At 45.1% G+C, this 26,063-nt stretch carries 25 protein-coding genes; 16 read left to right on the top strand and 9 right to left on the bottom strand.

Features of this window, described 5'->3' with window-relative positions; translation table 11 throughout:
* Positions 1 to 52: 52 nt before the first annotated feature.
* Positions 53 to 316 (bottom strand): 30S ribosomal protein S20, encoded by a 264-nt coding sequence (gene rpsT / locus V7R39_RS14425; protein ID WP_032096948.1) that lies wholly within the window; start codon positions 314 to 316, stop codon positions 53 to 55.
* 336 nt (positions 317 to 652) lie between these two features.
* Between rpsT and murJ the strand changes: the two genes are divergently transcribed.
* The 11 genes from murJ (at position 653) to V7R39_RS14370 (ending at position 15,416) form a co-directional block, all read left to right on the top strand.
* Positions 653 to 2,212: a murein biosynthesis integral membrane protein MurJ gene (gene murJ / locus V7R39_RS14420; protein ID WP_334031534.1), complete on the top strand. Its 1,560-nt coding sequence runs from the start codon at positions 653 to 655 to the stop codon at positions 2,210 to 2,212.
* A gap of 166 nt (positions 2,213 to 2,378) precedes the next feature.
* Positions 2,379 to 3,299 (top strand): bifunctional riboflavin kinase/FAD synthetase, encoded by a 921-nt coding sequence (gene ribF / locus V7R39_RS14415; RefSeq protein WP_334031533.1) that lies wholly within the window; start codon positions 2,379 to 2,381, stop codon positions 3,297 to 3,299.
* A gap of 134 nt (positions 3,300 to 3,433) precedes the next feature.
* Positions 3,434 to 6,253, top strand: coding sequence for an isoleucine--tRNA ligase (ileS, locus tag V7R39_RS14410; protein WP_334031532.1), 2,820 nt, complete (start codon positions 3,434 to 3,436; stop codon positions 6,251 to 6,253).
* Positions 6,246 to 6,797 carry a signal peptidase II gene (lspA, locus tag V7R39_RS14405; RefSeq protein ID WP_334031531.1) on the top strand — a complete coding sequence of 184 codons (552 nt, stop codon included), beginning with the start codon at positions 6,246 to 6,248 and terminating at the stop codon, positions 6,795 to 6,797. Before ileS ends, lspA begins: the two co-directional genes overlap by 8 nt.
* Before the next feature lie 11 nt (positions 6,798 to 6,808).
* Entirely contained in the window at positions 6,809 to 7,276 is a 468-nt protein-coding gene (gene fkpB / locus V7R39_RS14400; RefSeq protein ID WP_032096892.1) for an FKBP-type peptidyl-prolyl cis-trans isomerase, read from the top strand.
* A gap of 2 nt (positions 7,277 to 7,278) precedes the next feature.
* Entirely contained in the window at positions 7,279 to 8,223 is a 945-nt protein-coding gene (gene ispH / locus V7R39_RS14395) for a 4-hydroxy-3-methylbut-2-enyl diphosphate reductase (protein ID WP_334031530.1), read from the top strand.
* A 489-nt stretch (positions 8,224 to 8,712) separates the two neighbouring features.
* On the top strand, positions 8,713 to 9,342 hold the full coding sequence (pilV, locus tag V7R39_RS14390) for a type IV pilus modification protein PilV (protein WP_334031529.1): 630 nt from the start codon (positions 8,713 to 8,715) through the stop codon (positions 9,340 to 9,342).
* Entirely contained in the window at positions 9,339 to 10,310 is a 972-nt protein-coding gene (locus tag V7R39_RS14385; protein WP_334031527.1) for a PilW family protein, read from the top strand. Before pilV ends, V7R39_RS14385 begins: the two co-directional genes overlap by 4 nt.
* Entirely contained in the window at positions 10,307 to 10,870 is a 564-nt protein-coding gene (locus V7R39_RS14380; protein ID WP_334031526.1) for a pilus assembly PilX family protein, read from the top strand. The genes V7R39_RS14385 and V7R39_RS14380 overlap by 4 nt, the downstream gene beginning before the upstream one ends.
* Positions 10,871 to 10,878: 8 nt before the next feature.
* A complete protein-coding gene (locus V7R39_RS14375; protein WP_334031525.1) occupies positions 10,879 to 14,952 on the top strand; it encodes a PilC/PilY family type IV pilus protein in 4,074 nt (1,357 codons plus the stop codon).
* Between the two features lie 2 nt (positions 14,953 to 14,954).
* Complete coding sequence (locus tag V7R39_RS14370) at positions 14,955 to 15,416, top strand: type IV pilin protein (protein WP_438823549.1); 462 nt, start codon at positions 14,955 to 14,957, stop codon at positions 15,414 to 15,416.
* A 125-nt stretch (positions 15,417 to 15,541) separates the two neighbouring features.
* Here the strand turns inward: V7R39_RS14370 and V7R39_RS14365 are convergent, their stop codons facing one another.
* Genes V7R39_RS14365 through V7R39_RS14350 form a run of 4 tightly spaced genes read right to left on the bottom strand, consistent with a single transcriptional unit; the run spans position 15,542 to position 17,944 of the window.
* The gene (locus tag V7R39_RS14365; protein ID WP_334031524.1) at positions 15,542 to 15,835 is read right to left on the bottom strand and encodes a hypothetical protein; all 294 of its coding nucleotides are present in this window, start codon (positions 15,833 to 15,835) and stop codon (positions 15,542 to 15,544) included.
* Positions 15,836 to 15,874: 39 nt separating this feature from the next.
* Positions 15,875 to 16,828 (bottom strand): hypothetical protein, encoded by a 954-nt coding sequence (locus V7R39_RS14360; RefSeq protein WP_334031523.1) that lies wholly within the window; start codon positions 16,826 to 16,828, stop codon positions 15,875 to 15,877.
* Positions 16,818 to 17,414 (bottom strand): prepilin-type N-terminal cleavage/methylation domain-containing protein, encoded by a 597-nt coding sequence (locus V7R39_RS14355; RefSeq protein ID WP_334031522.1) that lies wholly within the window; start codon positions 17,412 to 17,414, stop codon positions 16,818 to 16,820. Before V7R39_RS14355 ends, V7R39_RS14360 begins: the two co-directional genes overlap by 11 nt.
* Positions 17,408 to 17,944 (bottom strand): GspH/FimT family pseudopilin, encoded by a 537-nt coding sequence (locus V7R39_RS14350; RefSeq protein WP_334031521.1) that lies wholly within the window; start codon positions 17,942 to 17,944, stop codon positions 17,408 to 17,410. Before V7R39_RS14350 ends, V7R39_RS14355 begins: the two co-directional genes overlap by 7 nt.
* A gap of 79 nt (positions 17,945 to 18,023) precedes the next feature.
* On the opposite strand from V7R39_RS14350, the gene V7R39_RS14345 reads away from it, so the two are divergent.
* Positions 18,024 to 18,407 (top strand): type IV pilin protein, encoded by a 384-nt coding sequence (locus tag V7R39_RS14345; protein WP_334031520.1) that lies wholly within the window; start codon positions 18,024 to 18,026, stop codon positions 18,405 to 18,407.
* Positions 18,408 to 18,432: 25 nt separating this feature from the next.
* On the opposite strand, the gene V7R39_RS14340 is transcribed toward V7R39_RS14345, so the two are convergent.
* Positions 18,433 to 18,999 (bottom strand): GspH/FimT family pseudopilin, encoded by a 567-nt coding sequence (locus V7R39_RS14340; RefSeq protein WP_334031519.1) that lies wholly within the window; start codon positions 18,997 to 18,999, stop codon positions 18,433 to 18,435.
* 284 nt (positions 19,000 to 19,283) lie between these two features.
* Here V7R39_RS14340 and nadE point away from each other — a divergent pair, with 284 nt between their 5' ends.
* The gene (nadE, locus tag V7R39_RS14335; RefSeq protein WP_334031664.1) at positions 19,284 to 20,120 is read left to right on the top strand and encodes an ammonia-dependent NAD(+) synthetase; all 837 of its coding nucleotides are present in this window, start codon (positions 19,284 to 19,286) and stop codon (positions 20,118 to 20,120) included.
* Between the two features lie 2 nt (positions 20,121 to 20,122).
* On the top strand, positions 20,123 to 20,461 hold the full coding sequence (locus tag V7R39_RS14330; RefSeq protein ID WP_334031517.1) for a P-II family nitrogen regulator: 339 nt from the start codon (positions 20,123 to 20,125) through the stop codon (positions 20,459 to 20,461).
* 71 nt (positions 20,462 to 20,532) lie between these two features.
* On the opposite strand, the gene V7R39_RS14325 is transcribed toward V7R39_RS14330, so the two are convergent.
* Both V7R39_RS14325 and ygfZ read right to left on the bottom strand, forming a co-directional pair.
* Positions 20,533 to 21,018, bottom strand: coding sequence for an FKBP-type peptidyl-prolyl cis-trans isomerase (locus V7R39_RS14325; RefSeq protein ID WP_334031515.1), 486 nt, complete (start codon positions 21,016 to 21,018; stop codon positions 20,533 to 20,535).
* Positions 21,019 to 21,074: 56 nt separating this feature from the next.
* Entirely contained in the window at positions 21,075 to 22,088 is a 1,014-nt protein-coding gene (gene ygfZ, locus V7R39_RS14320) for a CAF17-like 4Fe-4S cluster assembly/insertion protein YgfZ (RefSeq protein ID WP_334031514.1), read from the bottom strand.
* A 155-nt stretch (positions 22,089 to 22,243) separates the two neighbouring features.
* Here ygfZ and V7R39_RS14315 point away from each other — a divergent pair, with 155 nt between their 5' ends.
* Together V7R39_RS14315 and V7R39_RS14310 are read left to right on the top strand one after the other, a co-directional pair.
* Positions 22,244 to 22,522 (top strand): FAD assembly factor SdhE, encoded by a 279-nt coding sequence (locus V7R39_RS14315; RefSeq protein ID WP_200883152.1) that lies wholly within the window; start codon positions 22,244 to 22,246, stop codon positions 22,520 to 22,522.
* Positions 22,523 to 23,103: 581 nt separating this feature from the next.
* Positions 23,104 to 24,108: a MaoC family dehydratase gene (locus V7R39_RS14310; protein WP_334031513.1), complete on the top strand. Its 1,005-nt coding sequence runs from the start codon at positions 23,104 to 23,106 to the stop codon at positions 24,106 to 24,108.
* Positions 24,109 to 24,231: 123 nt separating this feature from the next.
* Here the strand turns inward: V7R39_RS14310 and nadB are convergent, their stop codons facing one another.
* Positions 24,232 to 25,917 (bottom strand): L-aspartate oxidase, encoded by a 1,686-nt coding sequence (gene nadB / locus V7R39_RS14305; protein ID WP_334031512.1) that lies wholly within the window; start codon positions 25,915 to 25,917, stop codon positions 24,232 to 24,234.
* Between the last annotated feature and the right edge of the window lie 146 nt (positions 25,918 to 26,063).

Here is a 26,063-nt window from a genome sequence, read left to right as displayed (position 1 = left end):
ACAGACATAAAAAAAGCGCCCTAGGGCGCTTTTTAATTGCTAATCGTAAAGATTAACCTAGTGCTTTAATTTGCGCAGCTAGGCGACTCTTGTGACGAGCAGCTTTATTTTTGTGAATCAAGCCTTTAGTAGCCATTCTGTCAAGTACTGGAGTAGCAGCAGATAATGCAGCTTGTGCACCTTCTTTATCGCCATTAGCGATAGCAGCAACTACTTTTTTGATGCTTGTACGAGTCATTGAACGACGGCTAGCGTTGTGCTGACGACGCTTTTCGGCTTGGATTGCACGTTTCTTAGCAGACTTAATGTTAGCCAAGGTGTAACTCCCAAATAAATTCATGTCAAAAACGAGGGTGCGGATTGTGCCTACCAATCGCTAAATTGTCAAACGATTTAACGGTGTAAATCGATGGCTATTTTGAAAGCACAATCTATTAAACACAGTCTCTGCTAAAAACAGTAAATGTGCTCAACACGTTGCGCATTCATCGCGAAAGCTATGCCTAAACATTGCATCCCATAACGGGCGCGGATTATAGCAATAAAATACGTAGAAATGCACAACTATTTTGAATAAATCATTTCACCTGCTAGCGCCTTTGGTTATCATGATCCGCTCACTCCCCTTCGTTTACTCTATCGGAAAGCACACGTGTCACGGAAGTTAATCAAATCAGGCTTAATAGTCAGTGTAATGACCCTAGTTTCACGGGTTTTAGGTCTTGCACGAGACGTTGTCGTTGCAAAACTAATGGGTGATGGAGCAGCCGCCGATGTATTTTTCTTTGCCAATAAAATTCCCAATTTCCTACGACGACTTTTTGCTGAAGGCGCATTTGCCCAAGCGTTCATCCCAGTGCTTACAGAAGTTCACAACAATGATGACAAGAAAGAACTACGAGAATTTGTCGCAAAAGTAAGCGGCACCCTTGGTGGTATCGTTTTTATTGTCTCTATTTTGGGCATTATTGCATCGCCGGTACTTGCTGCATTATTTGGCACCGGCTGGTTCATTGCTTGGCTACAGGGTGATGAAGCAGGGGATAAATTTGAACTTGCTTCAACCATGCTCAAAATTACTTTCCCATACCTCGCCTTCATTTCACTAACGGGGCTTTCCGGTGCCATTTTAAATACATTAAACAAATTTGCCGTTGCTGCGTTTACCCCCGTACTGCTCAATGTATGTATTATCGCATGCGCCATATACCTATCGCCCAGTATGTCACAACCCGCTTTTGCTCTTGCGTGGGGTGTATTTATTGGTGGCATAGTACAGTTTCTTTTTCAGCTGCCGTTTTTATTTAGAGCGGGCCTATTGGTAAAGCCAAAATGGGGCTGGCACGATGCGAACGTGGTTAAAGTACGCACCCTTATGATCCCCGCATTATTTGGCGTGTCGGTTGGCCAAATTAATTTATTATTCGATACGTTTATCGCCAGCTTCTTAGTGACCGGCTCCATCAGCTGGTTATATTATTCCGACAGGTTACTCGAATTCCCACTGGGTTTATTCGGAATCGCTATTGCCACTGTCATTCTGCCCACGCTATCTCGAAATCACGTCACCAATAACCCAAAAGCATTCGCCGCGAATATCGATTGGGCTTTTCGAATGGTGTGTTTGTTAGGCATACCTGCGGCGGTAGGCCTGGGTACGATGGCACGTCCCATACTGACCGTTATTTTTCAACGGGGCGCATTTACCGCAGACACTGCCATTATGGCCTCTTATTCACTCACCGCTTATTCTTTTGGCTTAATCAGCTTTATGTTGGTGAAGGTGCTGGCTCCGGGATTTTATTCCCGCCAAGATACAAAAACGCCCGTTAGGTTTGGCATATGGTGCATGGTTGCCAATATGGTGTTTAACCTCATTTTTGCTATTCCATTTGGGTATGTTGGATTAGCGATTGCAACGAGCATGTCAGCCACGCTGAATGCAGCGCTGCTGTATATCACATTGCGAAAGCAAGGTGTGTTCGAGTTAAGTAGAACTTCACTACTGTTTATTGCCCGTGTTGTGATAGCAAGCACCGTTATGGGAGCGTTAATTTATTATCGCGACCGTGGACTCGCTTTCTTCGACCTAGCACTCTCTGAGCAAATGATAGACGTGGGGCTAACCATTTTGTTATCCGTAGGTGGCTTCCTTACTACCATGGTGCTTTTGGGAATGAGACCTCGGCATTTTCGAAGTGGTGGCGAATAAATAGCGAGTATAAGGGCAAGAATCGTGAAAATTGAGCCCGTCGGTATGGGAATTTGCCTGATTGCTGGAACGCTTGTCTGATTGGCACGGCGCTTGGTAATTCGGGCGGGGTCAGCTATAATCGCGAGCTTTGTATTTCTAGCAGTTAAAAAGGTAGTGGTTAACAGTGGAATTTATCCGCGGGCTAAATAATGTAAAACCTCACCATAAGGGGTGTATTCTCACTATTGGCAAGTTTGATGGCGTACATAGAGGCCATCAGGCGGTACTCGCTAATGTAATGGAGAAAGCGAGCTCGCTGTCGTTGCCCGCCACTGTGATGGTTTTTGAACCGCAGCCAGAGGAAGTTTTCACGCCAGAAAAGGCACCCGCGCGTATCAGCCCACTTCGGGAAAAGTACGAATTGCTAAGCCAGCAGGGCGTAGACAGACTGCTTGCCGTACGCTTTAACGCTCAATTTGCAAAACAAAGCGCAGATACCTTTGTCCATGATTTGTTGGTTGATAAGCTGGGCGTTAAATTTCTTGTTGTAGGTGATGATTTTCGCTTCGGTTTTGGCCGCAAAGGCGACTTCACCATGCTAGAGGCTGCCGGGCGCCGGTACGGCTTTGATGTGGTTAGTACCCAAAGCTTTACTATGCATGCCCACCGCATAAGCTCTACTGCCGTGAGAGATGCACTGGCGCAAAGCGACTTTGGCCTAGCAACAGAAATGCTAGGTCGTCCGTTTGCTATTCACGGGCGAGTTGTTCACGGCGAAAAGAAAGGCCGGACCATAGGTTTCCCCACGGCTAACGTCATGCTTAAGCGTTTCAAAACACCTATTCACGGCGTGTTTGCGGTGCGGATAGACATAGACGGTGAACATTACAATGGGGTTGCAAATGTGGGTACCAGACCCACATTAAATGGGGTTAGAAACCAATTAGAAGTACATATTTTCGATTTGTCGGCAGACTTATACGGTAAGCCCATCACCGTGCTACCTATGGCAAAAATACGAGATGAAATTAAGTTTGCTTCTTTTGAAGCATTAAAAGATCAAATACAGGCTGATGCCGCCAAGGCGCGTCTGTTGTTAGCATAGTTAATCGTGATAAAGTCGCAGCGCGCATTTAAATGTAAAAGCAACTAAATGTAAAAGCAACGGCATCATATAACGCCTTCGCAGTGTCATAACGACATTGGATGAAACTTAAGGTAACCGGATAAAACAATTTTATGAGTGATTACAAAGCCACATTGAACCTTCCAGAAACTGCGTTCCCTATGCGCGGTAACCTTGCTCAGCGCGAGCCAAAGATGCTTAAAGACTGGCAGGAAAAAGGGGTGTACACCAAAATCCGCGAAGCTAAAAAAGGTAAAAAACCTTTTATTCTTCACGACGGCCCTCCTTATGCGAACGGCAACATTCATATTGGACACGCGGTTAACAAAATTCTCAAAGACATTATCGTTAAGTCAAAAAATCTGTCTGACTTTGACTCTCCTTACGTTCCGGGGTGGGATTGTCATGGTTTACCTATTGAGCTTATGGTTGAGAAAAAAGTAGGAAAGCCAGGTAAAAAGGTCACCGCCGCCGAGTTTCGTCAAAAGTGTCGCGACTATGCGCAAAAACAAATAGACGGTCAAATGGCTGATTTCAAGCGTTTGGGCGTATTCGGTGAATGGAATAATCCTTATAAAACAATGGATTTTTCTTCTGAAGCCGACATTATCCGAGCGTTAAGTAAAATTGTAGATTCAGGGCACCTTGAAAAAGGGTTTAAACCTGTTCACTGGTGTACAGACTGTGGCTCGGCCTTGGCTGAAGCGGAAGTTGAATACCAAGATAAAGTATCGCCAGCTATCGACGTGAAATTTCCGGTTGCAGATTCAGCAGCCATTGCGTCGGCATTTGGCATAGAGGAAAGCGAACTGCTTGCTCACAATACTGGGGTCGTTATTTGGACCACCACACCGTGGACATTACCTGCAAACCGCGCGATAAGCTTACACCCAGAATTTACTTATACCATTGTTGAAGTTCAACCTTCAAACGACTGGTATGTGGTCGCTCAAGACTTGCTTGAAAGCTGCATGACTCGCTACGGTGTGGACGAATTCCGCGAAGTAGCAACATGTACCGGTGTTGCGCTAGATAAGCTTAAGGTTAATCATCCGTTTTTAGATATTAAAATACCACTTATTCTTGGCGACCACGTGACCACTGAGTCAGGTACGGGTTGTGTACATACTGCGCCTGCTCATGGTGTTGACGATTTCAACGTAGGCAAGCAATACGATATTGAGGTGTATAACCCAGTAGGTAATAACGGTGTTTATCTTGAAAATACGCCGTTATTTGCAGGTCAGTTTGTGTTTAAAGCGAATCAATCCATTATCGACACCGTTCAAGAAAAGGGAAACCTTATTTTGAACGTGAAATACGAGCACAGCTATCCACATTGCTGGCGTCATAAAACGCCAATCATTTTCCGTGCAACGCCGCAGTGGTTTATTAGTATGGATAATAAAGGGTTGCGCGGGGAGTCGTTAGAGCAAATTAAGCAAACTAAATGGATCCCTGAGTGGGGCCAAAACCGCATTGAAAAAATGGTGGAAGGGCGTCCTGACTGGTGTATCTCTCGTCAGCGTACGTGGGGTGTTCCTATTCCACTATACGTTCACAAACTCACTGGTGAAGTGCACCCTCAGTCTTCCTCTCTCATGGAAAAAGTCGCATTGGAAGTAGAGAAAAAAGGTATTCAAGCCTGGTGGGACATCGACGATGCACAGCTTTTAGGCAACGATGCGGATAGCTACGATAAAGTGACTGACACATTAGACGTATGGTTCGACTCTGGTGTCACCCATTACTTTGTGGTTGACCGTCGAGAAGACCTTCCTGCAAGTGCTGACCTTTATCTAGAAGGTTCAGATCAGCATCGCGGTTGGTTCATGTCGTCTCTCATATCATCAACTGCAATGCACGGTCACGCGCCGTACAAAGAAGTACTCACTCACGGATTTACTGTTGATGCCCACGGTAAAAAGATGTCTAAGTCTGTGGGTAATGTGGTTGCACCTCAAGAAGTGACTAATAAGCTAGGCGCCGATATTCTGCGTTTGTGGGTAGCGTCGACAGATTATCGCGGTGAGATTGCGGTTTCTGATGAAATTTTAAAACGCGCAGCAGATTCTTATCGTCGAGTTAGGAACACGGCTCGTTTTCTACTAGCAAACCTCAACGGATTTAATGTTGAAGATGCGGTAGCAGAAGAGGAAATGGTCGCGTTAGATCGCTGGATTGTTGCCCGTGCTAAAGCATTGCAAGACGAACTTTTCGAAGCGTATGAAAAGTACGATCTGCTTGTGGTAACGCAAAAAATCATCCACTTCTGCTCAATTGAGCTTGGCTCGTTCTACCTTGATGTAATTAAAGACCGTCAATACACCGCTAAATCAGACGGTATAGCACGACGCTCTTGCCAAACTGCCATGTACCATATCATTGAAGCGCTAGTTCGCTGGATTGGTCCCATCACCAGCTTTACAGCCCAAGAAATTTGGGAAGCATTGCCTGGCGAACGCAGTGAATTCGTATTCACTGAAACATGGTACGAAGGCTTTAACGGCTTCACACAAAGCGACACCTTTAATGATGACCTTTGGCATAGCGTTATCAGCGTGAAAGACGCCGCTAACCAAGCCATGGAAAAAGCCCGAAAAGAAGGTCAGCTCGGGGGCTCGTTAGAGGCAAGCATCAGCCTTTATGCCACAGAGTCTTTATACAATGCGCTTTCAAGCTTCGACAATGAGCTTCGTTTCGTTCTAATTACCTCAGGTGTATCACTGACCCTAGTGGACAGTAAGCCTGCTGACGCGCAAGAAACCGATGTTGATGGTTTGTGGTTGAGCGTCAGCAAAGCGAAAGGCGAAAAATGCGTGCGCTGTTGGCATCACTTAGAAGATGTTGGTACTCATGCTGGCCACGAAGAGCTGTGTGGACGTTGTGTAACCAACATTGATGGCGAAGGGGAAGTTCGTCAATATGCCTAATTCCAACGTGTCAGGTAATAGGGTCTTTAGTCAAACTGGTCTGCGTTTTTTGTGGGTAAGTGTGGTGGCATTTGTTCTTGATCAATGGAGCAAGTATGCGGTGTTAAATTCGATGAACTTGTATCAATCGATAGAAGTTCTTCCGTTTTTTAACCTGACTTATGTACATAACTACGGCGCAGCATTTAGCTTTTTGAGCAATGCCGGTGGATGGCAGCGTTGGTTCTTTACCGCTATCGCCATCGGTATCAGTGCGGTAATCTTGTGGTGGCTTAAACAGTCGCCACGGTCACAAAAGCTTTTACCCGTGGCTTTTGCGTTTATTCTTGGTGGTGCACTTGGTAACGTCTACGATCGTTTAGTGCATGGTTATGTCATCGACTTTCTTGATTTCTACGTAAACAATTGGCACTGGCCTGCATTCAATATTGCCGATAGTGCAATTTTTATTGGAGCAGGTTTATTGATTGTAGATATGTTTAAGAACGGTGATAAACATACAGACAAACCAAACGCTGATAGCAGCAAAACTTCACAGCAGTAATCGGAATAGATATGACAGACTCATTAGTAATAGGTAATGACAGCGAAGTTATTCTTCACTTCGACTTGAAGTTAGAAGATGGCTCTGCGGCGGACAGTACCCGGGTTAATAATAAGCCGGCGAAAATGGTAATGGGTGATGGAAGCCTTACTCCTAATTTTGAAGCCTGTCTTTTAGGTTTGAAAAAAGGCGATAAGAAAGCGTTCACGCTAGAAGCGAACGATGCATTTGGCGAGCCTAACCCAAACAATATGCACTACATGGACAGAAGCCGCTTCGGCTCAGATCTGAGCATCGAGGAAGGCATGATATTGGCCTTCGCTCAGCCAGATGGCTCGGAAATTCCAGGTATAATCCGAAGTGTCGCGGGAGATTCTGTAACGGTTGACTTTAATCATCCGCTTGCAGGGCAAACCGTTGTATTCGATGTCGAGATTGTTGATGTTAAATCTGGAGCTAGCGCTCAAGGCGAGAAATAACTATGCAAATTCATTTAGCTAATCCACGAGGCTTTTGTGCCGGCGTTGACCGCGCAATCACGATAGTAGAGCGCGCTTTAGAGATTTTTGAACCGCCTATCTATGTACGCCATGAGGTTGTGCACAACAAGTTTGTTGTTGATGGGCTTCGCGAGCGCGGCGCACTGTTTGTGGATGAGCTTCATGAAGTGCCAGACGACAGCATTGTTATCTTTTCGGCTCATGGCGTGTCACAGGCCGTGCGCAAAAATGCGACTTCTAGAGGCCTGAAAGTGTTTGACGCTACCTGCCCACTAGTGACTAAAGTGCATATGGAAGTTACTCGTGCGAGTAAATCTGGAACTGAATGCATTTTAATTGGGCATGCAGGGCACCCGGAAGTTGAAGGTACTATGGGGCAATACAGCAATGAAGATGGGGGCATCTACCTTGTCGAGTCCCAAAGCGATGTTGAAAAGTTGACGGTCAAAGACCCATCAAGGCTCTATTACTGCAGTCAAACTACGCTGTCGGTAGATGATACCGCTGACGTTATCGACGCGCTGCGCGAAAAGTTTCCCGCGATTAATGGCCCTCGCAAAGACGACATTTGCTACGCCACGCAGAACCGTCAAGACGCGGTACGCGATTTGGCAACCGATTGTGATGTGTTGTTGGTAGTCGGGGCGCAAAATAGCTCTAACTCCAATCGTTTGCGTGAGCTTGCCGAGAAGATTGGCGCGAAAGCATATCTCATTGCCGATGCTAACTGTATTCAAGAGTCTTGGTTGGAAAACGTTAACCATGTTGGCGTCACCGCCGGCGCCTCGGCTCCTGAGGTACTTGTGCAAGGGGTTGTAGATCGCCTTAAAGCATGGGGAGCAGTGTCTGCTTCTGAGCGCTCGGGTAGAGAAGAGAATGTTGAATTTGCGGTGCCTAAAGAGCTGCGAGTGAAGCAGGTAGTGTAAGTAGCTGGGTGTAAGTAGCTGGGTGCAAGTAGGTGGGTGTAAGCGCAATAAAGTTGCACTCGCTTAACAAGGGTAGCAAAGGCTAAAGCTATCAAAGCGCTATCACAACATCTCAGTGAAGCTAAAAAAAACCGCAGTTTTTACTGCGGTTTTTTTATGCTAAAGGCTACTGGCGCAAATCAGAAAAAGAATGGATTATACGCACTGGTATTTCCATACCGATAGCACTGCGACCGCCAAATACGGTTGTCGATGAATATCCCGCTGATTATCAGCGTAGACCAAGAGATTTCGAGAAAAACCGTAAGTACATTTGGCTTATTTTCGGTTTAAAGAATGTTAAAGTGGATAGGCATGATGCTATTAAGTTATACGTTTTAATCATCAAAGATACTTTTTTTAGTATGCTTACCGTCTAAACTGCTGTGCTGGCATTAATGTAAATGACTAATAGTTGGTTAGGCAATTATGGCAACGCATGAGGAAACAATGAAGCACGTTAAGGACAACCCCATCATCTCGCAACGAGGCGTAGGATTAATCGAAATCCTAATTACGCTATTTATCCTTGCTGTGGGGTTGTTAGGTGTTGCTGCGCTTCAATTTACCGGGTCATTTGCCAACAAAGACGCAATTAGCAGAACGCAGGCGGAATTGGTCGCCGCACAAGTGGCTGAGCGTTTACGCGCAGCAGCAAGGCCTGCGACTGTTGGTGATGGTATGGTAGTCAATAATGCGTATTTCTCCAGCAATTCATATAACTTTTCCACATTAAGCTGCACCGGCTCTAGCCAACCTTATCAATGTTTTTGTCTCACTCGCCCAGCCGGTATTCCCAACTGCGAAAGTAATAACTGCACAGAACTGCAGATGGCAGAGTACGATGGGTGGGCGTTATCTTGCTCGGCGGTCCAAACTAATCCACAAACCGAGATTGCAGTGAATTGCGATGACAATAATAGTGCAGATATTTATTCTTGCAGCACGGGCTCGCGCATTGAGGTGATGTTGACATGGCCTGTTGCGTCTTCGAGCACGCGACAATACACCAAGAATAGCCGATGTAATCCAAATACCGGCGATAGCAATGCCTGTGTTGTTAAGGATATTACGTTATGAGCCGTTCGAATCGGTGCTTAGCTATTTTCTTTAAGGACTGGTCTCCTAAAAGAAATAGCGCTAAAAAGAGTATTACCTTCAATAATAATTGCACGAACAGTAATTCTGTAAACCGCGCGGCTACAGCTAAACAGGGCGGTTTTTCGTTGGTAGAGTTAATGATAACCCTCACTCTAGGTCTCATTATTTCAGGTGCCATTATTCAGGTACTGGTAAGCAGCAGCGTAACAAATAAACTCAATCAGGCTGTGTCGCAAGTACAGGAATCGGGTCGTTTTATTATGAGTCGACTATCGAGAGAGTTTTATGAAGTGGGTCGTTACGACCTTATCACTGCCAATGTGGATGCGTCGGTGGATATCGTAGCCGAGTCAGCCTACATTCAGAATAATCCTGTCGCTATCCCCGGAGATTTCATCAACAGCCCTACGCTAGGCAGTATTCAAACCACTAGTGGCGGAAATGACAAACTAGTGGTGAACCTTTTGGCTGCCAACGATTGTACCGGCAGCAAACATGGCTACCCAGTGGACACCGAATTTCACGTGGTGAATCATTACTTTGTTGTTGGCAGTGAGCTGAAATGCACTGGTTTTGATGGAAGGGTTCTTCGGGGTCTTAAATCTCAAACGGTGTCTCCGGTAACGGTTACCTTATTAGACAATATCGAAAGTTTTCAAATTCAATTTGGCGTGTCAGATACGGTAACGACATCACAGGGGCAGGCGGTTACTTACGTTACACCTGACCAGATTGGAAATTTACGTACATTGAATCAACAGGTAGTCTCACTTCGGTGGGCGCTCATGTTAAAAAGCTATCAAAATGAAGTGCGCCAAACGAACGCACAAAAATTTGCCTTACTTAACGAAGCTGCGAAGACCATGGATACAGCACATTACTATCAGGTCTTTTCTAAGACCCTTGCGCTTCGCAATATGAAAAACTTTGTTAGGAGTTCACGATGAAACAGCGTGGTTTAGTCATGGTGTTTGCATTACTTGTGCTGCTTTCTATCACCGTATTAGGTGTAAGCGCAGTCACTAGCAGTTTATCGCAATCGAAAATGGCCATGTCGATGCAGCAAAGTGGTCTTGCATTTGATGCGGCGGAATCAGCAATAGCTGGAGTATTCTTTGAGTCAGAAGATGAAGTGTTACTTGCTGACGATACGTTGACCGATCCGCTTTCAGAGGCGAGGCAAGGGACGACCTTCGACCCAAATGTAGATGAAATGAGCTGCTTTGATGAAGGAGATTGGACCGATAGGCATATGACAGCCGGTGGTTTAACGACGGGAAGTCGTCATGTTACTTCGGGAAATTATCAGTCGTCTATGTCGACTAAAAGTTGGTCTCGAACTGCTTTCATACGAGAACAGGCGTGTCGAGGCTCGAGCAACGTTATTGGTGGCAGCAATGTTAACTGTCATGTTTTTATTATTAGAGGATGTGGAAAAGTTTCCGGCAAGCCTTCGGTGGTAGCAAATTCACTAGCCGCGTCGGTCTTTGGCCCAGCATCTCAATAGGTAGTAATATGAAGAAGTTAACAAGTTACATTACATCACTCGTCTTGTTCAGTTGTATTGGCTTTTCTGCCATGGGCGACGATTTAGACATCTACCTTGGCAATGCGGACAGCGCCGTTACCTATAACCCAAATGTGCTTTTCATTATGGACTCATCAGGCAGCATGGGTGCTTATGATGGCACCAGCCAGTCACGGATGCTGCGTGTGCAAAACGCGTTAAAAGATGCTCTAGATTCGGCCACTAATATTAATGCTGGCCTTATGCGCTTCTCTGATTACGGTGGCCCAATTCTCTACCCTATAAGGGATATAGACGATGCGGTTCGCCCTGAGATTGTCTTGTCCACTGGGGAAAGTAACAACGATGCACATGAAATAGATGGTTCTGTAACAACGTCGTCAAATGAGCTCATACTGAGTAAAGGGACAAAGACGGTGACGTCTGGTTTGCGCTTTGAAGAACTGCGAATTCCCCAAGGCGCCACCATTGTTAGCGCCAATATTCGATTTACGTCCGAAGGCTTTAATATAGCCGACACGTCGCTCGTTATTTCTGCTGAGGCAAAGGCAAACAGTGAGGGGTTTAGTGCATCAAGCAATAACCTTTCTTCACGAACAAAAACCACCGCCAATGTAGAGTGGGTGAGTAACAATAGCTTTCCGACTACTGGCGAGGTGATTACTACGCCAGATATTAGCGATGTACTGCAAGAGGTTATTGACCTTAGCGATTGGTGCGGTGGTAAAAACCTAAATGTGCTCATAGAAGGTACGAGCAGTACTGGGATAAGCGACCGCAAAGCCAGAGCTATAGATGAAGGGTTGAGCGGTGCACCACAGCTTGTAGTGTCTTATGACGACACAACGGCAACGGGCTGTACCCAAGGTGAAAGTGTATATCAGGTCGCCAGTCAGCGCGACAATTCAGAAGAAGATACTAATGGCTACCCAAACACAGGTAATGAGCTTACCTTTTATGATAGAAGTAACGATAATATTGCCATCCGCTTTCGCAACCTCAATTTACCTCAGGGCGCTGAGATTACACAGGCGTACCTTGAGTTTACGGCGTATCAAACGAGAACGTCTTCCAGTGCAAGCATGCGTATTCGCGGAGTAGCAAGAGATGATGCCTCAGACTTTCACCCAAACCAGCGCTTTAGATTGCGAAATTTGCCAAAAACCGCAGGCATCACTTGGTCTATGCCTAATTTCTATTACAACAATACGTATCGCTCGCCAGATATAAAAGACATTGTAAAAGACATTGTAGATCGTTCAGGATGGCGGCCTGGTAACGATATGGCATTTGTGTTTGACAACTTCACTTCTCGGCGAGGTGCGTATACCTATTCCGGTTCGCCATCTCGTGCGCCACGCTTAGTGGTTAAATACAATGGGGCGGCGACACCAGGCGCATCAGCGACTGTGCGCGAACATCTAATGAGTAAGGTAGACGAGCTCAGCGCAAACGGGTTCACTCCGATTGTCGATACCCTTTACGAAGCCGCTAGTTATTACGGTGGTAATGCGGTGTATTACGGCCTTGAGCGGGGTAAAAATGACGTCAATAACTCAGTAAGACGTAGCACCCGAGTCAGTCATCGTTCTTCTTATATCGGCGGTGACCCCATTCGTCCATCTGGCTGCTCTGAAGGAAACCTTTCCGATAGCGACTGTATCAATGAGCGAATTCCAGTAGGCGCAAATTATATTTCGCCAGTTTCAGACCTTCAATGTCAAACCAACAATCATATTGTGTTGCTGTCAGACGGTGAGGCGAATAACAATCATAGTGTGGATGAAATTCAAGCGTTACTAGGTGAAAACTGTACCGGTAACGGTGGTGAGAAATGTGGGCTTAACTTAGTCAAAAATATCAGTAAAGCAGAAACCTCAGCCATTGGTCCTCGGGTGATAACGCACACTATCGGGTTTGCTGCTAACAGTACCGCAAATAACTTCTTAAACCAGCTTGCTATTCAAAGCGGGGGCGGATTTTACCAAGCGGACAACAGTGAGGACTTGCTAGAAGCATTTAACACTATATTGCGTTCGGTAAAAGACGTTAATGCCACCTTTGTGTCACCTGGTGTGGCGGTAAATCAGTTAAACCGATTAACGCACCGAGATGAGCTGTATTTTGCTCTATTTAAGCCAAGCGAAGGAGCCATTTGGCCTGGAAATTTGAAGCGTTATCGTTTGAGCGGCGATGAGGTGTTGGACAAAAACGGTTCTAGTGCTGTCGATACGGCGACCGGTTTCTTTTCTGAAAGTTCGCACAGCTATTGGTCGGTGTTTGCCGATGGCAACGATGTAAGAAACGGCGGAGCCGCCAGTAAGCTATCGTCTAATCGAAATTTGTATGTGTTTGATGCGCCAGGCCCAATCATCAGTACTAACAATATGCTCCATGAAGACAATAGCACTATCACTGAATCAGATTTAGCCATAGCGAGTGAAACTGATGCTGAAGCACTCAGAGATGTTCTATTGAAATGGGCCCGTGGGGTAGATGTAAAAGATTCAGATGGTGATGGCAGCACGAGCGACTTTGTCCCTAGGATGGGCGACCCGATACACTCACAGCCCATCATCGTCAACTACGGTACCAATGATTCAGCCATTTTCGTGGCTACTAATCACGGCATGCTTCATTCTTTTGACACCCAAACGGGCGATGAGAATTTTGCTATGATGCCAAAGGACTTGTTGCCCAATATTGATCACTTTTACAAAGATGCGTCGTCATTTGACCATAAGTATGGGCTAGACGGCGATATGGTGCTGCGAACCGTTGGCAATAAGATTTATCTCTACGTTGGCATGCGAAGAGGTGGTCGTAACTATTATGTGTTTGATGTTACGCAAAAGACATCACCAAAATTAGTGTACAAAATTGAAGGTGGCACTGGTAGCTTAAGCAAGCTTGGTGAAACCTGGTCTAGACCCACCATTACCAAAGTTAAGATAGGTGGCGTGGTGAAAGACGTCATGATTGTTGGCGGTGGGTACGACAATGCTCAAGACAATAGAATTGTAAGATCTGGTGACGCTGTAGGTAATGCGGTCTTTATGTTTGATGCCAATACTGGCGCGCTTTTATGGCATGCCAGTAATGCCGATGCCAGTTTAAACCTAACTAGCATGCAATACAGTATTCCAGGTCGAATTTCTGTGATTGATAGGGATAACGACGGTTTGGCCGACCACATGTACGTGGCCGATACGGGCGGGCAGCTATTTAGACTTGATATCTATAATGGAGAAACGGGTGCCGATTTTATCAAGGGTGCCCGGTTGGCCGACTTTGGCGGTGATACCGCAGAGTCAAATCGCCGGTTCTATTATGGCCCAGATGTGTCCGAAGTCGCATTAGGGGATGAGTTGTATTATGGCGTGGCACTTGGCAGCGGCTGGCGTGCATCACCGCTAGATACTGCGGTGGAAGATAACTTCTACATGCTTAAAGACGACGGCGTATTCAACCGCGATACAGACGGTGACTATAAGTTTATGTCAACGGTGTTTGAAAGCGATATGTATAACGCAACCAGCCATGCATTGACCAGTTCGGTTGAGTCTGAGCGAGAGATTGCAGCTCAGGACTTTGCCAACAAAGCTGGGTGGTACCTCAATCTTTCCACTGGGGGCGAGAAGGTATTATCATCACCGCTGATCATTGACTATAAAGTATTCTTTACCACTTATGTGCCATCTTCAAGCAGCACGAGTGCCTGTGCACCGCCTACTGGCAACAGCCGGGCTTACCTAGTGAATTTGTTTAACGGTAATGCCCTTACAGATCTAAATATCAACGGTATTCTTGATGACGGTGACCGTGCGGCTGATCTTAAGCAGACGGGGATAGCGCCGGAAACCAAAATTCTGATTGAGAGCATTACCAGTCCGGTTGTGTGTTTAGGTACAGAGTGCGTTTCTGCTGTTATTGAAGTAGATGAAGACGGAAACGACGAAGCATGTACCTCTGCCTTTGAATGTTTGGGGCAGAATATTTATGGGCGGTTTGAGCGTATTCAGCGCGGAAGTTGGCATTCAGAGACAGAGCGAGAGCAATAATTGTGAGACAGGTAAAACAACAGGGCTTTTCACTGATTGAACTAATGATTGTGGTGACTATTATTGGCATTATTGCAGGTATTGCATATCCCTCTTATCAGGGGGTTATCGCCGATGGTTACAGAGGAACAGGGCAAGCGGATTTACTCGCCTTTGCTGCTGCCATGGAGCGCCATCAAAGCGGTTCGTTCAGTTATGAAGGAGCTGGCAGTGGTGGAAGCAACACGGGGGCGCCTGCTGTTTTTGCCACCTATTCACCATCATCTGAAAATGCGGAAAGCAAGCGCTATAACTTAACGATTGTTGCCGCAAATGCTACTAGCTATGAGCTCAAGGCCACGCCTGTGAGTGGCTCTGGGCAAGCAGACGATGGCGCCTTATTTTATTTCAGTGATGGTCGAAAAGGCTGGGACAGAAACAACAATGGCTCGCTCGACACTGGCGAGTATTGCTGGTCTTGCTAAAATATTATTGGGAGCTCTTGAGATATTTCCCTTGAGAAATAGCGTTTGAGGAAAAGCCCTTAATAAGCCTTCACAAAAGATCGCTGGAGACTGAAACTACAAGAAGAGAAGCTAAGGGATAAATGTTAAAGAGTAAGTGTTAAAGGGCCCAATTCTTGAACATCGGCCCAGGCTTGCTCATAACTATCAATCATCATTTGCTTTCTCGCACTGTTTATAGTGGTATTGCGAGAAAGCTTTTTGTCATAAATGGCAATCCATAGCGATTCAGTGTGAGTAAACGCCCCTACCATACCCACAGTGACTGATAAAAATAGGGCAGTCGCTATAAGTACTTCAACCAATGCGCCTCCGTGTTGTGTGCACCCTCTATTTGAATGAAGTCGGTTTTCACGACACATTGTGCTCAAGGTTTTCATCTTTTCTCTATTCCTCTAAAAACGTTGTCTATGGCTGTATTAGAACTTTGCATGCCAGCTACCGGGAACCGCAATAATCTTAGCCAGCTTGGGTGCCTGTTGGAGAGTGCGCAAAACATGTGGCGAGTACGTGATGGCACCATCATTTTTCACAGTAATAGTATGCGAGGAGGTGAGAGCTCCATTTATGCTAGCACCGTACTTCACTGTTGCAGAGTAAGTAATTCCATCGTCTGATAATAAAATGATCACGCCATAAAAAGACGTTCCGCCTAGCACAGTTAAATGGCCGTTTTTAATGATAAGCAGCATCGGATTTACACTGCTGCTATGATCTACGTCGTTGTTGTTAAGTTCACAGTCTCCGTTTATCCAATGCATGGTTGCCTCATCTAAATCGGTACATGAACTTGCAACAACACTTAATGGAAAATATGTTGGCATTAATGCAGAGGTGCTTCTGTTAAAAAGCCACTGGGTGAGGTGTGTATCGGGTATGGTGGCCTGTAATGTAGTGGGTATTTTGATAAGCGATGGGTATCGTAAAAAACGTTGTTTAACTTTGGTATTAGATTTAGCGTGATGCAGCGTTATATCGAAGGCTTTCACGGTTTGAGCTCCACTCCCATGATAAACACTAGACATAATAGTGTGCGCTATCGATGTATTACCTAATGCAACTGCGTTGGGAGGTTGAGTACGAAGCTGAGAGCTAATATTGCGCATCTCTTTTTTTGTGTCTAAGTAGCGTTCCTGGGTCACTCCTAAAGCTTCCTGAACTGCTTGAAAGTCGCTAACAGCAACGGTTACGCTAGTTAAGGTGAATGCCGCAATACTCAGCAATACAAGCACAGACGAAATAATAAAAAGACCTTGCTGTTTTCGTCGGTAAGCACTCAGCATCTTCATTGCATCTGCGATGCTTTTTAACGAAAAACGAGTCAACGAATAGCGAGTTGATAGTATGCTATTCAACAAAGCGCTATTGAACATTGGCTACCTCTACAATAAATGTTGTTGAGGCTTCTACGCCAGAAAATACTCTGCTAGAGGCTTTAATGTATATTTCATAGGTAACGCCCCATCCACTTACGTGTAATCGGGTAATTGAAAATTCACTCACGCTAACATCTTTGGTGTCGGTTAGGTCTTGCCAATGAGTTTGCGAACAGCTTCGTTTCCCAACGCGATATTCAATGGCCTTATCTCGTAACCTAAAACCAAAAAACTCATTTGGTGCAAGCGTAATAGTGCCGTCACTATTTTTATCGTAAGAGAAGGTAAAACAGCTATTTGGCGCTTCGGAGCTAAAACGAGAAACATCAATAGACGGCAGGCTTGCATGAGAGACAGCAAGCTGTGTCGCTATTGATTGCTCTATATAACCCGCTTGTTCTAAGTGAGCTGTAATCACATGCTGCAGTGACTGAAATTCGGCTTCAATGGCAACGGTATGTTGAACTTTTAACAGCGCACTGTAAAAGAATGCAGTATGACGGGACGCCAAAACCAATAAAGTACTTGCTATGCCAGTGGCCACAAGCAGCTCTACAAGACTAAACCCTTTGCTTTTCAACATGTGGCAACACCGCTTAGGCTGGATGTGGAGCAGTGTTTAATTCGTCCCAAGGCGCTTATCACCACCTTGCCTGAATGAGACGGGCTTTTTACCGTGATGGTCGTATTATTCCCGAAGTTTACCGCGCCGAATTTGCTAAAGGTAACAATGCGATTCTTATTGTTCGCGGTTGTCAGAGTCATTCCTGATTGCGTTGCTAAGAATGCGTACTCTTTTCCATCAATGCTACAGGCATTAGGGGCTGCGCAATCACAGGATACTAGTCGGCTAGTTCCCGCACACTGACCACCTGTAACGTCTACCACAAATGACACATTTGATTGTGAGGCTACGGCGACTACTCTAGCTGCCTCAGCAAGGCTACTGACATGACGAAGAGCCTGTTTAAACTTGTTCGCCTCGTGCCACTGTGCGAAGGAAGGCGCAGCTAAAAGCAGTGTAGTAATAAAGATGGAGAGTGTGACCATTAGCTCCAGTAACGTTAAACCATTTATGTGCTGTTTGTACTTAACGGCGTTGTTATAAACCATGCTTGGGGTCGGTTATGCCAAATAGGGTGAATTGATATGGTTAATCTATAGAGAAATTAAGGCGCAGGTAATCTGTACTATGGAAGGTAATTGTTTTAAGAGGAGAGGGCTTACCCTTGTTGAGCTGTTAATTGTACTGTGTATCGTGGGTATTTTAACCACATTAACAATGCAGTCTTATCAATCAGGAAAAAGGGTAACGTCTCGCTATTTGGCGAAAAGCCACATGATAAAACTTCAGGCCATTCAGTCGCGCTATTGGCTTAGTAGTGGTGCCTTTGTTCCGCTATCAAAGTTACCCGATATAGACACTGGTGGTGTAAAAATTAAGGAAGTAGCGAGCAGTACTAGTCATTACGAGTTTAAGGCAGTGCTTACGTATTTTGATAGCAAAGCCCCTTGCCGGACGCTTGTTGTCACCAACACGGCCTTATTGCCAAGGCAGTGTTGGTTGGCTCATTAAGCTCACTGCTTATGAACAGCTTAGCTTATGAACAGCTCAAATCTGCGCCCGCTAAGTCTTCTTTCGTGCCATCCCCATCACTGTCTATTGCTACTGAAATTCGGCCATACAGCGAGAGAAGCAGTGCTGAAGCATACTCGCTGCTATTGTCTTTTGGGCAAAGCGTAATGGTGGCTGCTTGGCTTATACCCCCTTGCTCATTGAAGGTGATAGTGCCCGATATGCCGTAAATTGTATTTGCGCTATTGAGTGGATCGCTGGTAGTGATAAGCGTTTCAGAAGTATCACGGGAGCCGTTACCATCATCATCAACGAAAATCATGGTGGCGTTTTTCCAGCTGCTTACACAGCTTGTGTAATTTTTGGTTGGACACATAACAACGTTTGATTGCTCATCTACTGCTGTAAATCGAGCACGCTGAGCCACTGCGCTTAAGCTGTTAAGGTCTGAAGTGATCCTGCTTTTTATCAGAATGCTTTGTATAGCAGGGGCAACCGTCGTTAGCATAATAGCAACAATCGCTATGGCAATGAGCAGCTCTAATAGGGTGAGCCCTGCTTGGTTTACTGTAACTTGCCTATTATTTTTCATTCGACTTTTTATCATAATTACTTAAAGTTCTTGGTCAAAATCTGACACTTTTTTAATCCCGTATGCAGAATTTGATAAACAAAAACGCCAGTATTTAGCGTACACTAAAGTGGTTGGGCATAGCGTATGTTTTACTTCTATTGCGCATAGTTCGCTATACGTCTTTATGATAAGCCTACTACAAGTACTACGATTACCGTGGCATTTAATCTTGCCACTAACATCTATACAGATAATATCGTAAACTCACCGACTAAGACGCTTAAAAACACGTGGATATTATGATGCAAAAACAAGCAGTTATTGAAGAGATGCAAGTGCTTCCTGAAATCGATGTTGAATTTGAGGTAGCGCGAAGAGTGTCATTTATTAAAAAACAGTTGCTCACCTCAGGGTTAAACTCTTTAGTGCTAGGTATTAGCGGCGGGATAGATTCATGTACTTTGGGCAAATTAGCACAGCTTGCCGTCAATGAACTGAATAAAGAAAATCATGAAAACTACCAGTTTATAGCGGTCAGACTTCCTTATGACACTCAAGCTGATGAAGATGATGCACAGCAATCTATCGATTTTATTCAACCCTCACACTCTGTGACCGTCAATGTTCAACCAGGCGTTGATGCCATACATACTTCTACAACGAACGCGTTGAAAGAGACGGGGTTGCTTCCTGACAGTACTGCCAAACAAGACTTTGTGAAAGGCAACGTTAAGGCGAGAGCGCGTATGGTCACGCAATATGAGATTGCCGGCATGGTGGATGGGCTTGTGCTAGGTACCGATCACTCGGCTGAAAATATTACAGGGTTCTATACTAAATACGGCGACGGTGCTTGCGACCTAGCCCCGCTTTTTGGTTTAAGTAAACGCCAAGTTAGAGCACTGGCATCGCATTTAGGTGCGCCTCATAACGTGATCACCAAAGCCCCCACAGCCGACTTGGAAAGCCTGTCTCCACAGAAAGCAGATGAGCAAGCGCTGGGAATGACGTACGATCAAATCGATGATTTTCTGGAAGGTAAGCCAGTTTCCGCTGAAGTGGAAGAGAAATTGCTTTATATTTATGAACGTACACAGCATAAGCGTGTACCCATTCCAACAATCTATGATGAGTTGTAGTCATGAAAAAAATTGAAGCTATCATTAAGCCATTTAAAATGGACGATGTAAGGGAAGCATTAGCTGAAGTCGGTATTGCAGGGATGACCGTTACTGAGGTAAAAGGTTTCGGCAGGCAGAAAGGGCACACTGAACTGTACCGCGGCGCTGAATACCAAGTCGATTTCCTCCCTAAAATTAAGGTTGAGTTAGTGCTTGACGACGAGCGCGTGGAACAAGCATTAGATGCTATTCAAATGGCGGCCAAAACAGGTAAAATTGGTGACGGCAAAATATTTGTTTATAACGTAGAAAGTGCGGTTCGAATCCGAACCGGTGAGCAGAACGAAGACGCTATCTAACTAATACGGTGCTGATAGAGCGCAAAAAAGGGAGCGTGTCGCTCCCTTTTCTTTACACTTTAGCATGTGGCTTAGTGTTCGTGTCCGCAACCTTCAGGTCCGTGCACGTGTCCATGTTCGCGCTCTTGCTCAGTCGCTTCTCGAATATCTACTACATTAACGTCAAACGTTAATGGAATACCCGCCAAAGGATGGTTACCATCAACAACCACTTCTTCATCATTGGTCTCTATAATAATGACAGACTGTTCGCCTTGTGGTGTAGTGGCACGAAAAGACATGCCTACTTCAACTTCTGTACCTTCAAACATTGAACGAGGAACGGTTTGAACTAACTCGTCTACACGCTCTCCGTATGCTTTTTCAGGCTCGATAGACACGTTGAAGCTATCGTCTTTGTCTTTTCCAATTAATGCGTCTTCTAGTCCCTCAATAAGGAAGCGTTGACCAAGCAACACGACTAGCGGTTCTTTTCCTTCAGAAGAATCCAATGTGGTTCCATCTTCGGTTGAAACAGTATAGTGAAGTGTTACAACGCTATCAGAGGTAATAGTCATATAAAATCCTAAGTTTTCCCATGTGGGTAATGAATGTAAATCGTTTGCCGTAACAATCAGCGACGTTTCTTTATGATGTTGCTGGCTTGTTGCTCAATACTGTACGGCAAAGCACAAGGGTAACAGGTTACAGCCTCATTATCAGCCAACCTGTGTAAATCTTGTGGGGTGGTCTCGTTAGAAAGTACCGCCATAAAGTGAGTTTCATTGCCTAAGCGGGCAACGCTTGTTACCAAGCCTGCTCTTCGCCAATTATCGCCAAGCTGCTTTTCAATAGTATCTCCAGCAGAAACCTCAACATTTCCATCAATACAAAAGCTGAATGCAGCACGTTTGTTCTTCCCTAAAAAACGGGTTCTCGCCACCACTTCTTGGCCCATGTAGCAGCCTTTATCAAAATCAATGGCATTAAGGGCGTGTACATTTAGCATTTGGGGTACATATTCACCCACTGTACTTCCGTTGACAGCTGCGTGAGCACTAGCAATTTTTATGGCGTCAAACACCGACTGTGAATAACAGGGAAGTTCGTTCTTGGCTATGTTTGCTTGAACGTCGTCGCTAGCTTGTTGGTGCAGAACTACGAAGTAACCCTTTTGCGCCGTATCGGTTTTAAAGCAAAGTCCATGCTCGCTTTGATAGCTGATAAGAGAACCGTCGCTATCGGCTTCGTCTAAAGACACGTCAGGAAAATGTTTGCTTAAAAGGGCTACCGCTTCAGTGCCCGAAACAAAAAAAGCATTGAACTCGCTGCTGTCATCGACGATGTCTACTTTTGAAAATACGCCGTACTTATTAAGCTCAGCCAGGGTACGGGCACCAGCGTCTTCATTGGTCAGTAGCAGTATTTTTGAGCCAAATCGCGCCAGATAGCCCGTTGACCATGTTTTACCTTTGTTATCGCAATGGGCGTAGTGCCGTACCGTTTTGTCATCTAACTTATTAATATTGACAGTTAGCTGGCCCTGCAGATAGCTATCCGCTTGTTCACCCTCTAGGGATATAATCATGGTATTGGCAAGTGTTACAGCATAATGTTTTGGTAATGCATCTAGGGTTTTTAATGACATGATGGCGCTCTTTTTAGAAACGTATAGTTTCAAGGTATGGCAAAAAGCTGATTTATCAAGGGGGAGGTGGCGGGCAGTCGTAAATTCTTTACGTTAAGTTTGCTTATCAGACCAAAAGAGCAGTGATCCTACGGTGACACGCGTGGTACTATTTAATGATAACAATTGAGGTTAAAGAATATATGTTTGAACCCAAACGATTAGCGAGATTAAAGTGGGCATGCCGTCGCGGCATGCTTGAACTAGATGTATTATTACTGCCTTTTGTAGAGCAAGCGTTCGACGAATTAAGCTACGAAGAAAAAGTTACCTTTGAGCGTTTACTAACAAGCGACGATCCTGATTTGTTCGCGTGGATAATGGGTCACCAAAAATGCGACGACCCTGAGTTAGCCGCGATGATTTCAACCGTCGTCAATCGTGTCAAAGTATAGAATACACATATCGTATTCACCTTACAGAGTGACGTTCAACCGCGTCACTCTATCCGCTCTACTGTTAGTTGTATTGCAATGTTTGCCATCGAGTCTTGTGACGTGGATTGATGAGACAACCCTTACCGCTCTCACGCTCCCCCTGCTTTTTATATGGATTTACTGTTCGCTTTTTTGTATACCAAAGCTCAGTCAATCAAAGCTCAGTCAATCAGCGTTTAGTCAATCAGCGCTTAGTCAATCAACGCAGAGAAATTCTCTAAACCAACTGGATTTGATGTTGTCGGACGAGGGTGTCGTGCATATTGTGGACGGCGTCTCTTGTGACAAGTTTATGAACCTGACAAGAAAAAGACTTACCAGCTCTCAGACTAATGATATATTTCAGCTTCACGGTGCGTCTCAGCTTTTCCCTTGGGGGATTTGTCTGGAGATGACGCGAGTAAAACAAAAATGGTCCGATAAAGATCACGCTCACTTTTGCTGGGTACTGAAAAACGAATGTTCTGAACGTGATTATCGCAGATTATGTAGAGCGGTAATTTATGTCAGAAAAGGGTATGGACTTAGGGACAAAATGAATGTTTCGTGAATATACAAAATCGCTGTTTAAGCGCGTTGATAAGCGACAGTTAATGCAGTTCAAACCTCCACGGTTACCGCAACGCATTTACACCAAAACCCTCAATATAGACAACAAACACTACGGTAAATTTTGTCAGGAAGTGGCTTGGCCTGCGAGTGAACACGTTCATCCTTTATATCTGCAAATGCTTTCTCTTCCTTTGCAAATGCGCTGTTTATTAGACAAACAAAGCCCGTTTCCTTTACTTGGATTAATTCATTGCGCTAACAAGGTAGAGGTTTTTGAGCATTGCAGTCTCTCTGAGCCTGTTGAATGTCGGGTTAGGTTTAGTGATGTTAGACCTCATGCAAGAGGGTGGGAAGTGGATGTTTTACTTGACGCATTGCAAAACTCAAAGTGCGTTTATAAAGCTGTAAGTAGTTACCTAGTTAAGGTGAAAGCGGTGCATGTTGCTCCAAGAGCAGCGCAGACAGAGCACGTTTCAACCGATAAGAGTGATGAGGCCATACACCGAGAATTAGTATCAACGCTCACTGCAAGTTCAGACACAGGAAGGCGCTACGCCGCTATTTCGGGAGACTATAACCCTATTCATCTATCGACTGTTTCTGCGAAGGCATTTGGTTTTAAAACTGCTATTGCCCACGGAATGTGGACACTGGCCTGTGTTATCTCTCAATTTGTTGACAATGCTGCCGACAAAGCCACTGTTGATGACACGGTTGAAGCCAAGGCCGAAAGCATAGATAACGCAGAAAAAAAGCAGGGCTCAGGCGATGATAAAGCGTTATGCAACGGCTATATCAAAGAAGTGTCGTGTAAATTTAAACAGCCCGTTTATTTACCCAATGAATTGACCGTGTTCAGTAAAAGCCTAGCTAGCTCTTCAAGCGCAACATCAAAATCGTGTGCTAACCCGTATGCTAAAAATAGTACCGAGCTAGAAGTGACCAGTGCCAAAGGCTCAATTATTCACTTACACGCGTTTTTGCATTATTAAAAAAAGTGTGCGTTACCGTTTACGTTAACGCACACCTTTAGTGTTTAACACTACCACTGCGTACCTTTTCTTGTGTACAGGGGCATGCCAGAGAGTTATTTGTTTGCGCTGAATGTCTAGAGCTCAACGCATATCGCTGAAGCTTCCTTCAGTAATGAGTGCCCCAACACTTTCTCCCGACAGCTGATTATTGGGTGTCAACACGGTGGGCTTAGTGTCACTTAGCTGTTCAGGATGGTCCAGATTGAAATGAAGGCCTCTACTTTCTTTTCTTTCCATGGCGCATCGCACAATGAGTTCTGCCACTGTGACCAAGTTTCTCAACTCAAGCAAGTTGTTGCTTACTCGGAAGTGGGAGTAATATTCGGTAATTTCCTGCTCTAACAACTTAATGCGTCGCATAGCACGTTCTAAACGTTTATCGGTTCGAACAATACCAACATAATCCCACATAAAAAGTCTCAGCTCGTGCCAGTTGTGTTGAATAATAACTTCTTCGTCTGAGTTTGATACTTGGCTTTCATCCCAAGGAGCAATAGTTTCGTCATTATCTTTAGTGGGGAGGCTGTTAATAATATGCTCCGCTGCTGAACTGGCAAACACCACACATTCCAATAAGGAGTTTGAAGCCATTCTATTAGCACCGTGCAAACCGGTATAGGCGACTTCGCCAATAGCGTAAACGTTGTTTAGATCGGTCTTTGCATTAAAGTCGGTGATCACACCACCACAGCTATAATGCGCTGCCGGTACCACCGGAATTGGCTCACGGGTAATATCGATACCTAAGGAGCGACATTTGCGATAGATGTTAGGGAAGTGTTTAACAATAAAATCGGCAGGTTTGTGACTGATGTCTAAATACATGCAATCTGCGCCCAAGCGTTTCATTTCATAATCTATGGCTCTTGCAACCACATCACGGGGCGCAAGATCGCCACGCTCATCAAACTTCTGCATAAAGCGAGTGCCATCAGCGTGACAAAGGTTAGCGCCTTCGCCGCGCAATGCTTCTGTGATGAGAAAGTTTCGCGCCTGAGGATGAAACAGGCAAGTAGGGTGGAACTGGTTAAATTCCATGTTTGCCACTCTACATCCGGCGCGCCAGGCCATAGCAATGCCGTCACCGCTTGATACATCTGGGTTTGATGTGTATTGATATACTTTGCTGCCCCCGCCGGTGGCTAGTGCAATAAAGGGCGCACGGATAACTTCAACGTGCTCTTGATGACGGTTCCATACATACGCACCTACGCACTGGTTTTTCTCAGTCTTCGATGGGATGAGGTCAATGGCATTATAGCGCTCGAAAAAATGGATGTTGGGGTGAGTAGATACCGCATCGTTAAGCGTAATTTGCAGCGCTTCACCGGTGGCATCCGCGGCATGCAATATTCTGCGATGACTATGACCGCCCTCTCGGGTTAGATGAAACTTCTCTTCGCCAGATTCGCTTTTTTCTCTGTCAAACGGCACTCCGTAACTAATTAGCCATTCCAAAGCCGCTTTTGCCCGTTCGGTGGTAAAGCGAACTGCTGGCTCCTCACAAAGGCCGCCACCGGCCATTAGCGTATCGCTAACATGTGCATCGATTGAATCTTGTTCATCGAATACGGCAGCAATACCACCTTGGGCGTAACGTGTTGAGCCTTCATTTCGGTCGCTTTTACTCAACACAATAACTTGACAGTGGTCAGCGAGCCTTAACGCAAGGCTTAGCCCAGCTGCGCCGCTTCCGATTATTAACACATCACATCGATGTTCTATGGCATTTGGTGTGGAAGTTAGTGAAGACGATCCAGATTTCATGTATTTTTACATCAATATATACAAGCAAAGGTTCAGCAAGTCTAATGGATGAGTGGCAAAACACAATAATTCTTAGGGCGTGAACATGGTATTATTTAAAATAATTAATGCTTTAACAGAACTTTTTTAAATAGAACACGTCTATA

Source organism: Alteromonas sp. P256, from assembly GCF_036864455.1.
Lineage (GTDB): Bacteria > Pseudomonadota > Gammaproteobacteria > Enterobacterales > Alteromonadaceae > Alteromonas.
This window is presented reverse-complemented; position numbering and strand designations above follow the sequence as displayed.

Bases quoted from the DNA above. Each gene is read 5' to 3' on its own strand.
- ileS (WP_334031532.1), top strand. From the start codon at position 3,434: ATGAGTGATTACAAAGCCACATTGAACCTTCCAGAAACTGCGTTCCCT.
- lspA (WP_334031531.1), top strand. From the start codon at position 6,246: ATGCCTAATTCCAACGTGTCAGGTAATAGGGTCTTTAGTCAAACTGGT.
- fkpB (WP_032096892.1), top strand. From the start codon at position 6,809: ATGACAGACTCATTAGTAATAGGTAATGACAGCGAAGTTATTCTTCAC.
- ispH (WP_334031530.1), top strand. From the start codon at position 7,279: ATGCAAATTCATTTAGCTAATCCACGAGGCTTTTGTGCCGGCGTTGAC.
- pilV (WP_334031529.1), top strand. From the start codon at position 8,713: ATGAAGCACGTTAAGGACAACCCCATCATCTCGCAACGAGGCGTAGGA.
- V7R39_RS14385 (WP_334031527.1), top strand. From the start codon at position 9,339: ATGAGCCGTTCGAATCGGTGCTTAGCTATTTTCTTTAAGGACTGGTCT.
- V7R39_RS14380 (WP_334031526.1), top strand. From the start codon at position 10,307: ATGAAACAGCGTGGTTTAGTCATGGTGTTTGCATTACTTGTGCTGCTT.
- V7R39_RS14375 (WP_334031525.1), top strand. From the start codon at position 10,879: ATGAAGAAGTTAACAAGTTACATTACATCACTCGTCTTGTTCAGTTGT.
- V7R39_RS14365 (WP_334031524.1), bottom strand. From the start codon at position 15,835: ATGAAAACCTTGAGCACAATGTGTCGTGAAAACCGACTTCATTCAAAT.
- V7R39_RS14360 (WP_334031523.1), bottom strand. From the start codon at position 16,828: ATGTTCAATAGCGCTTTGTTGAATAGCATACTATCAACTCGCTATTCG.
- V7R39_RS14355 (WP_334031522.1), bottom strand. From the start codon at position 17,414: ATGTTGAAAAGCAAAGGGTTTAGTCTTGTAGAGCTGCTTGTGGCCACT.
- V7R39_RS14350 (WP_334031521.1), bottom strand. From the start codon at position 17,944: ATGGTTTATAACAACGCCGTTAAGTACAAACAGCACATAAATGGTTTA.
- V7R39_RS14345 (WP_334031520.1), top strand. From the start codon at position 18,024: ATGGAAGGTAATTGTTTTAAGAGGAGAGGGCTTACCCTTGTTGAGCTG.
- V7R39_RS14340 (WP_334031519.1), bottom strand. From the start codon at position 18,999: ATGAAAAATAATAGGCAAGTTACAGTAAACCAAGCAGGGCTCACCCTA.
- nadE (WP_334031664.1), top strand. From the start codon at position 19,284: ATGCAAAAACAAGCAGTTATTGAAGAGATGCAAGTGCTTCCTGAAATC.
- V7R39_RS14330 (WP_334031517.1), top strand. From the start codon at position 20,123: ATGAAAAAAATTGAAGCTATCATTAAGCCATTTAAAATGGACGATGTA.
- V7R39_RS14325 (WP_334031515.1), bottom strand. From the start codon at position 21,018: ATGACTATTACCTCTGATAGCGTTGTAACACTTCACTATACTGTTTCA.
- ygfZ (WP_334031514.1), bottom strand. From the start codon at position 22,088: ATGTCATTAAAAACCCTAGATGCATTACCAAAACATTATGCTGTAACA.
- V7R39_RS14315 (WP_200883152.1), top strand. From the start codon at position 22,244: ATGATAACAATTGAGGTTAAAGAATATATGTTTGAACCCAAACGATTA.
- V7R39_RS14310 (WP_334031513.1), top strand. From the start codon at position 23,104: ATGTTTCGTGAATATACAAAATCGCTGTTTAAGCGCGTTGATAAGCGA.
- nadB (WP_334031512.1), bottom strand. From the start codon at position 25,917: ATGAAATCTGGATCGTCTTCACTAACTTCCACACCAAATGCCATAGAA.